This is a genomic window from Actinosynnema sp. NPDC049800, from assembly GCF_040656635.1.
Taxonomy (GTDB): Bacteria; Actinomycetota; Actinomycetes; order Mycobacteriales; family Pseudonocardiaceae; genus Actinosynnema.
In genome coordinates, this window is the sequence record NZ_JBFAMT010000005.1 from 319137 (window position 1) to 327000 (window position 7864).

General features: G+C 70.7%; 7 protein-coding genes. 6 read left to right on the forward strand and 1 reads right to left on the reverse strand.

Annotation, left to right across the window (positions count from 1 at the left end):
- Positions 1-16 precede the first annotated feature (16 nt).
- Entirely contained in the window at positions 17-544 is a 528-nt protein-coding gene (locus tag AB0I91_RS10045; protein WP_498782004.1) for a YbaB/EbfC family nucleoid-associated protein, read from the reverse strand.
- Positions 545-916: 372 nt separating this feature from the next.
- Here AB0I91_RS10045 and AB0I91_RS10050 point away from each other — a divergent pair, with 372 nt between their 5' ends.
- From AB0I91_RS10050 to AB0I91_RS10075, 6 genes are all read left to right on the forward strand, one after another.
- A complete protein-coding gene (locus AB0I91_RS10050) occupies positions 917-2047 on the forward strand; it encodes a BMP family lipoprotein (protein WP_498782094.1) in 1131 nt (376 codons plus the stop codon).
- Positions 2048-2145: 98 nt separating this feature from the next.
- Entirely contained in the window at positions 2146-3705 is a 1560-nt protein-coding gene (locus AB0I91_RS10055) for an ABC transporter ATP-binding protein (RefSeq protein ID WP_499636352.1), read from the forward strand.
- Complete coding sequence (locus tag AB0I91_RS10060; RefSeq protein WP_498782000.1) at positions 3705-4775, forward strand: ABC transporter permease; 1071 nt, start codon at positions 3705-3707, stop codon at positions 4773-4775. Before AB0I91_RS10055 ends, AB0I91_RS10060 begins: the two co-directional genes overlap by 1 nt.
- Complete coding sequence (locus AB0I91_RS10065) at positions 4772-6037, forward strand: ABC transporter permease (protein WP_498781998.1); 1266 nt, start codon at positions 4772-4774, stop codon at positions 6035-6037. Before AB0I91_RS10060 ends, AB0I91_RS10065 begins: the two co-directional genes overlap by 4 nt.
- Positions 6030-6419, forward strand: a complete 390-nt coding sequence (locus tag AB0I91_RS10070; protein ID WP_499636354.1) for a cytidine deaminase — start codon at positions 6030-6032, stop codon at positions 6417-6419. Before AB0I91_RS10065 ends, AB0I91_RS10070 begins: the two co-directional genes overlap by 8 nt.
- Positions 6420-6498: 79 nt before the next feature.
- A complete protein-coding gene (locus AB0I91_RS10075) occupies positions 6499-7773 on the forward strand; it encodes a thymidine phosphorylase (protein ID WP_498786927.1) in 1275 nt (424 codons plus the stop codon).
- Positions 7774-7864: the final 91 nt, after the last annotated feature.

The following is a 7864-nucleotide window of genomic DNA, read 5'->3' on the forward strand; positions in this document are numbered from 1 at the left end:
GCTCAGGGTCTCCTCGTCACCAGGGCTGGTTGTCGTCGTCCTCGTCGTCACCGGGGCGCGAGGGGCGCGCCGGTCGCGACGGCATCTGCGGCTGCCTGCTCGCCGGGGCCGGGGCCGGGGCGTAGGCCGGGGGTGGCGGCGGCGCGGGCGCGGCCTCCGGCTCGGCGTAGTCGGGCTCCGCGTAGTCGGCCTCGTCGGCCTCGACCTCGTCGTCCGGGATGGCGTCGCTGACCATGCGCATGGCCTCGGTGCCCTCGCCGAGCGGCTCGAACGCCGCCATCACCTGCTGCGCGGCCTGCTTCTGCGCGACCTTGGCCGTCTGCATGATCACGGCGGTGAGGCGGGCGGAGCCGAGCTCGGTCGCCCGGTGGCCCAGCTGGATGTTCAGCAGCCCGCCGTTCGGGCCGACGGTGATGGTCACCGCGCCGTCCGGGCTGGAAGCCGTGGCCTGCGAGTTCTCGAAGTTCTCCTGGAGGTCGGCCGACTTCCGCTGCAGATCGGCCAGCTTTGCCTCGAAGTTGTCGAGCCACTGCTGGGGGTCCAACTCAACCTCCTAGGGGGGATATCGGTGCAGCGTGGAGTGCACCGGACCTCGCCAACGCCGCCCCAACGCCTCACCAACGGGTTAACCCTGCGGGCCTCCGAACCTTGATCGGCCCACGGTCACCGGACGGCCACTTCACCCGGTCCGCGTATTGACAGTGAGTAATCGGCTACGACGCGGGGAAGTCGCGCTATCACTACGAGTGGCGGAGTCGCCTGATGGCACCAACGATTAGGTCACGTGCGGACCGGTACGTACGCGGGTGTCATTACTACGGGGTACGGTTCGCCACTCGGAAGCCCCGACGGCCCAGCCGCCGGGATTTGTCTGCTCCTAGACGAGCAGGGAGGGAGACGAGCCGTGCGTCGTCGAATGCGTGGCCTCGCGGTGGCCGCGATCGCGCTGACCAGCGTTCTCACGATGGCCGCCTGCGCCAAGGACACCGGTGGGAACAACACCGGGTCCGGGTCGACCAACACCGCCGGTGGCTGCAAGCTGGCTGACAAGCCGCCGGCCGCCACCGCGACCTCCAGCAGCGCCGCGTCGGGCGAGAAGGTCGACGGCAGCGCGCTGAAGGTGGGCCTGGCCTACGACATCGGCGGTCGGGGCGACGCGTCGTTCAACGACTCCGCCGCGGCGGGCCTGGACAAGGCCAAGGCCGACTTCGGCGTCGCCGAGGTCAAGGAGCTGACCGCCGCGCCGAACGAGCCGGAGGACGCCAAGCAGACCCGGCTGCGCCAGCTCGCGAGCGAGGGCTTCAACCCGATCATCGGTGTCGGCTTCGCCTACGCCGAGTCCCTGAAGGTCGTCGCGCCGGAGTTCCCGAACGTCAAGTTCGCGATCGTCGACGGCGCGGTCGAGGGTGCGGCGAACGTCACGCCGCTGCTGTTCGCCGAGGAGCAGGGCTCCTTCCTGGCCGGCGTCATCGCCGCCTACAAGTCGAAGGCGTGCCACATCGGCTTCGTCGGCGGCGTGGAGATCCCGCTGATCCAGAAGTTCGACGCGGGCTACGCCCAGGGCGCCAAGACCGCCGCGCCGGACATCAAGATCGAGACCAAGTACCTGACCCCGGCGGGCGACTTCACCGGTTTCCAGGACCCGACCAAGGGCCAGGAGGCCGCGACCGGCCAGATCGAGGCCGGCGCCGACGTGCTCTACCACGCCGCGGGCGCGTCCGGCAAGGGCGTGTTCTCGGCCGCGAAGACGGGCAACGCGCTGGCCATCGGCGTCGACTCCGACCAGTACAACCAGAAGACGGTCGAGGAGTCGAAGGACGTCATCGTCTCGTCGATGCTCAAGCGGGTCGACGTCGCGGTGTACGACTTCGTCAAGGCGGTCGCCAAGAACGACCTGGCGAGCCTGCCGAAGGTGTTCGACCTGTCCGTGGACGGCGTCGGCTACTCCACCTCCGGTGGCAAGATCGACGACAACTTGAAGGCGGTCCTCGAGGGCTACAAGGCCCAGATCATCGCGGGCAAGATCAAGGTCGAGTCCACGCCGTAACCCCATCCGGCCTCCGGCGCACTGGGCCCTGCGAGCCACCCTCGCGGGGCCCAGTGCGTGGTTAGCCCCGGCGCAGCCGGAGATCAGACGGAGCTTCCATGAGCACACCCACCCCTGCCGTCGTCCTGTCGGGCATCACCAAGCGCTTCCCGGGTGTCGTCGCCAACAGCGACGTCCACCTCAGCGTGCAGGTCGGCGAGGTGCACGCGCTGTGCGGTGAGAACGGCGCCGGCAAGTCCACCCTGATGAAGATCCTGTACGGGATGCAGCAGCCCGACGAGGGCACCATCGAGGTGGCGGGCGAGCAGGTCCGGTTCCGCACGCCCGCCGACGCGATCAAGGTCGGCATCGGCATGGTGCACCAGCACTTCATGCTCGCCGACAACCTGACCGTGCAGGAGAACGTCGTCCTGGGCGCGGAGTCCCTGCACGGCATCGGCGGCAAGGCGCGCAAGCGCATCCTGGAGCTGGCCGACGCCACCGGCCTGACCGTCGACCCCGGCGTGCTCGTCGAGCGCCTCGGCGTGGCCGACCGGCAGCGGGTGGAGATCCTCAAGGTGCTCTACCGGGGCGCCAAGGTGATCATCCTGGACGAGCCGACCGCGGTGCTCGTGCCGCAGGAGGTGGACGAGCTGTTCGCCACCCTGCGCGGCATGCAGCAGCAGGGCTTCACGTTCCTGTTCATCTCGCACAAGCTGGACGAGGTGCGCTCGATCGCCGACTCCGTCACGATCATCCGCCGCGGCACCACGGTCGGCACCGCCGACCCGAAGGCCGTCAGCTCGCGCCAGCTGGCCGAGATGATGGTCGGCAGCGAGCTGCCCAGCCCGGAGACCCGCGAGTCCACCGTCACCGAGCGCGTCGTGCTCCAGGTGGAGAACCTGGGCCTGGTCGCCGCGGAGGGCACCCGGCCGGTGCTCGACAACATCGACCTGGTCGTGCGCGCGGGCGAGATCGTCGGCATCGCGGGCGTCGAGGGCAACGGGCAGACCGAGCTCGTCGAGACGATCATGGGCATGCGCAGGGCGCACCACGGCCGCGTGCTGCTCGGCGACCGCGACCTGACCCGGCTCGGCACGCTCGCCCGCCGCGAAGCGGGCATCGGCTACATCCCCGAGGACCGGCACCGCCAGGGCCTGCTGCTCACCCAGCCGCTGTGGGCCAACCGCATCCTCGGCCACCAGACCCGCCGCCCCGTGTCGAAGGGCCAGTGGCTCGACCTCGCGGGCGCGAAGAAGGACACCGAGCGCATCGTCGAGGACTTCGACGTGCGCACGCCGGGCATCGACGTGGCCGCCGTCGCGCTGTCCGGCGGCAACCAGCAGAAGCTCGTGGTCGGCCGCGAGCTGTCCGGCGACCCGGTGCTGCTCATCGCGTCGCACCCGACCCGCGGCGTCGACGTCGGCGCGCAGGCGTTGATCTGGGACGAGATCCGCAACGCTCGCGCCCGCGGCCTGGCCGTGCTGCTGATCTCGGCGGACCTGGACGAGCTGATCGGCTTGTCCGACACCATCCGGGTGATGCTGCGCGGTCGGCTGGTGGCGGACGCCGACCCGGCCACGGTCACCCCGGAAGACCTCGGCAGTGCGATGACGGGCGCCACGAGCGCCGAGCACGCCACTGGCGCCTCTCCGGCGTCGGAATCGGAAGGCGAGTAATGGGAATCTTGCGCGGCAAACTGCTGCCGCCCGTGCTGGCGATCCTGTTCTCCGCCCTGCTGTGCGGTATCGCGCTGGTGGTGTCCGACGCGAACCCGCTGCAGGCGTTCGGGGTGATGTTCGCGCAGGTCGGCGAGGGCACCACCGCGGTCGACATCATCAACAGCACCGGCACCTACTACATCGCGGCGCTGGCGGTGGCGATCGGGTTCCAGATGAACCTGTTCAACATCGGCGTCGAGGGCCAGTACCGGGTCGCGGCGGTCGTCGCGGCCGTGGTCGGCGGCTCGATCGCCCTGCCGCCCGGCCTGCACGCCCTGGTGATCATCCTGACGGCCGCCGTCGCGGGCGCGCTGTGGGCCGCGATCCCGGCGATCCTCAAGGTGACGCGCGGCGTCAACGAGGTCATCTCCACGATCATGATGAACGGCCTGGCGCTCGGCCTGGCCGCGTACCTGATCGGCGCGGACGTGTTCGGCGAGCTGCGCGGCAACAACATCCGCACGCCGGAGATCCCGGAGAGCGGCTGGGTGCCCGGCATCCCGCTCGGCTCGTCCGGCACGGTGTTCGGCCTGGTGTTCCTGGCCGCGCTGCTGGGCATCGGCTACTGGGTGATGATGAACCGCACCCGGTTCGGCTTCGAGCTGCGGGCCTCCGGCGAGTCGTCCACGGCCGCCGCCGCGGGTGGCGTGAACGCCAAGAAGATGGTGCTGATCGCCATGCTGCTCTCGGGCGGCATCGCGGGCCTGGTCTCCATGCCGGAGATCCTGGGCCGCGACCACACCTACAACCTGAACTTCCCGGCCGGGATCGGCTTCTCCGGCATCGCGATCGCGCTGCTCGGGCGCAACCACCCCGGCGGCATCGCGTTCGGCGCGCTGCTGTGGGCGTTCCTGGACAAGTCGGGCCTGGCGCTGGACAACGTGGGCGTGCCCCGCGAGATCGTGACGATCATGCAGGGGGCGATCGTGCTGTCGGTCGTCGTCGCGTACGAGGTGGTCCGCCGGTTCGAGCTGGCCGCGCAGCAGCGGCAGGTCGGCCGGCAGCTGGGAACGGTGGATGCGGCATGAGCACTTCATTGATGAACCCGTCCGAGGCGCCCGCCACCGTTCCGCCGCCGCGCAAGTCGCGGCGGATCCCCGGCTGGGCCGTCGGCGCGCTGGGCGTCGCGGGCGCGGTCGTGCTGCTGTCCACCACGTCGTACCTGACCGGTGTGCCGCAGCTGACGTCCACCGGCACCATCCAGACCGCGGTGCGGTTGGCGTTGCCGATCCTCCTGGCCGCCCTCGGCGGTCTCTGGGCGGAACGCGCGGGCGTGGTGAACATCGGCCTCGAAGGCATGATGATCATGGGCACGTGGGGCGCCGCCTGGGCCGGCTACCAGTGGGGCCCGTGGGCGGCGCTCGTCTCGGCCGCCGTGTTCGGCGCGCTGGGCGGTCTCCTGCACGCCATCGCCACCGTGACGTTCGGCGTGAACCACATCGTCTCCGGCGTGGCGATCAACCTGCTCGGCGCGGGCCTGACCAAGTACCTCTCCACGCTGATCTTCTTCCCGCTCTCGAACAACCCCCGGGAATCGCCCGCCGTCCCGAAGTTCGACACCTACTCCGCCTCCGGCCTCTCGGACTGGCTCGGCGAGCTCGAAGCGCAGCAGCGGGTGGGCCTGTCCGACGTCGCCGGCATCCTGCGCGGCCTCGTCACCGGCGTGTCCCCGTTGACCATGCTGGCGATCCTGCTGGTGATCGGCAGCTACCTGGTGCTGTGGCGGACCCGGTTCGGCCTGCGGCTGCGGTCGTGCGGCGAGAACCCGGTGGCCGCGGAGTCCCTCGGCGTCAACGTCTACCTCTACAAGTACGTCGCCGTGATCTCGTCGGGTGCGCTCGCCGGCATCGGCGGCGCGGCCCTCGTGCTCAACCCCGGCCAGCCCGGTTACCTCGAAGGCCAGACCAACGGCCGCGGGTTCATCGGCCTCGCCGCGATGATCTTCGGCAACTGGCGGCCCGGCGGCCTGCTCGGCGGCGCGGCGCTGTTCGGCTACGCCGACGGCCTGCAACTGCGCTCGGGCGGCAAGACGTTCCTCGCCCTGGTCTACGGCGCGGTCCTGCTGCTGGTCGTCATCGTGATCTGGCAGCTGATCCGCCGCCGCTGGTTCGCCGCCGCGTTCGGCATCCTGGCCGCCGGCCTGCTCTACGCCGTGTACTACTCGGTGGACGAGGTGCCGAGCGAGCTGACCACCTACGCGCCGCACCTGGTCACCCTGGTCGTCCTCGCGGTCGCCTCCCAACGATTGCGCATGCCCGCGGCGGACGGCGTGGTGTACCGCCGTGGTTGACATCGACTGGGACGTCCTGCGAACCCGCGCCGTCGAGGCCGCGCGGTCCGCCTACTGCCCGTACTCCGGGCTCCAGGTGGGCGCGGCGGCCCTGTGCGACGACGGCCGGGTCGTCGTCGGCTGCAACGTCGAGAACGCCGCCTACGGCGTCGGCCTCTGCGCCGAGTGCACGCTGGCCGGCCAGTTCATGCTCACCGGTGGCGGCAGGCTGGTCGCCCTCGCCTGCCGCAGCGGCGCCGGTGACCTGCTGATGCCGTGCGGCCGGTGCCGTCAGGTGATCTACGAGCTGGGCGGCGCACCGTGCCTGATCGACACCCCGTCCGGCATCCTGCCGATGAGCGAGGTGCTGCCCGACGCGTTCGGCCCGGAGGACCTGCCATGACACCGGGCCGTCACCCCGACTTCCGCCTGGTTCCTACCACAAGCGCCACCCAGGCGCCCGCACGGAAGAGGGTGCACTAGTGACCCACACCGCCGTGGACGTGATCCGGGCCAAGCGCGACGGCGCCCGCCTGACCGACGACCAGATCGACTGGGTCGTCGACGCCTACACCCGCGGGCACGTGGCCGACGAGCAGATGTCGGCCCTGGCCATGGCGATCTTCCTGAACGGCATGGACCCGGCCGAAACCGCCCGCTGGACCCACGCCATGATCGAGTCGGGCGACCGGCTGACCCTCGACGTCGGCCGCCCCACCGTCGACAAGCACTCCACCGGCGGCGTCGGCGACAAGATCACCCTGCCCCTGGCGCCCCTCGTGGCCGCCTGCGGCGCCGCCGTGCCCCAACTCTCCGGCCGCGGCCTCGGCCACACCGGTGGCACGCTGGACAAGCTCGAAGCCATCCCCGGCTGGCGCGCGCAGCTCTCCGTGGACGAGGTCGTCGCACAACTGCGCTCCGTGGGCGCCGTCATCTGCGCCGCCACCTCCGGCCTCGCCCCGGCCGACAAGAAGCTCTACGCCCTGCGCGACGTGACCGGAACCGTCGAGGCGATCCCGCTGATCGCCTCGTCGATCATGTCGAAGAAGATCGCCGAGGGCGCGGAAGCACTGGTCCTGGACGTCAAGGTGGGCTCCGGCGCGTTCATGAAGTCCCTCGACCAGGCCCGCGCACTGGCCACGGCCCTGGTCTCGATCGGCGTCGACCACGGCCTGCGCGTCTCCGCGCTCCTCACCGACATGTCGGTCCCCCTGGGCCGCGCCGTCGGCAACGCCGTGGAAGTCGCCGAGTCGATCGAAGTCCTCCAGGGCAACGGCCCCTCCGACGTCGTCGACCTGACCGTCGCCCTGGCCGAGGAAATGCTCTCCCGAGCCGGCATCTCCGCCTCCCCCCGCGACGTCCTCGCCTCCGGCGAGGCCTACGAGACCTGGGCGAGGATGATCAGGGCCCAAGGCGGCGACCCGGACGCCCCACTACCGACCGGCCGCCACAAGCACGTCGTCACCGCCCCGTCCGACGGCTACCTGACCACCCTCGACGCCTACGCGGTGGGCGTCGCCGCCTGGCGCCTGGGCGCCGGCCGCGCCCGCAAGGAAGACCCGGTCCAAGCGGGCGCCGGCATCCTCTGCCTGGCCAAACCAGGCGACCGGATCGCCAAGGACCAACCACTGCTCGAACTGCACACCGACACCCCCGACGCCATCCCCGCCGCCCTGGAATCCCTCTCCACCGGCTACGAGATCGGCGACAACCCACCCCCGACCACACCACTGGTCATCGACACCATCCGGGGCTAGCGCCTGTTTCACAAGTCCGTGTTCGCGATAGTCGGGCCTGAGGCGGCTCCCGGGGGCACGGCCGAATGGGCCACATACAACAGCGGTATGC

Excerpts from the sequence above, each read along its gene's own strand:
- AB0I91_RS10050 (WP_498782094.1), top strand. The coding sequence starts at position 917 with ATGCGTGGCCTCGCGGTGGCCGCGATCGCGCTGACCAGCGTTCTCACG.
- AB0I91_RS10055 (WP_499636352.1), top strand. The coding sequence starts at position 2,146 with ATGAGCACACCCACCCCTGCCGTCGTCCTGTCGGGCATCACCAAGCGC.
- AB0I91_RS10060 (WP_498782000.1), top strand. The coding sequence starts at position 3,705 with ATGGGAATCTTGCGCGGCAAACTGCTGCCGCCCGTGCTGGCGATCCTG.
- AB0I91_RS10065 (WP_498781998.1), top strand. The coding sequence starts at position 4,772 with ATGAGCACTTCATTGATGAACCCGTCCGAGGCGCCCGCCACCGTTCCG.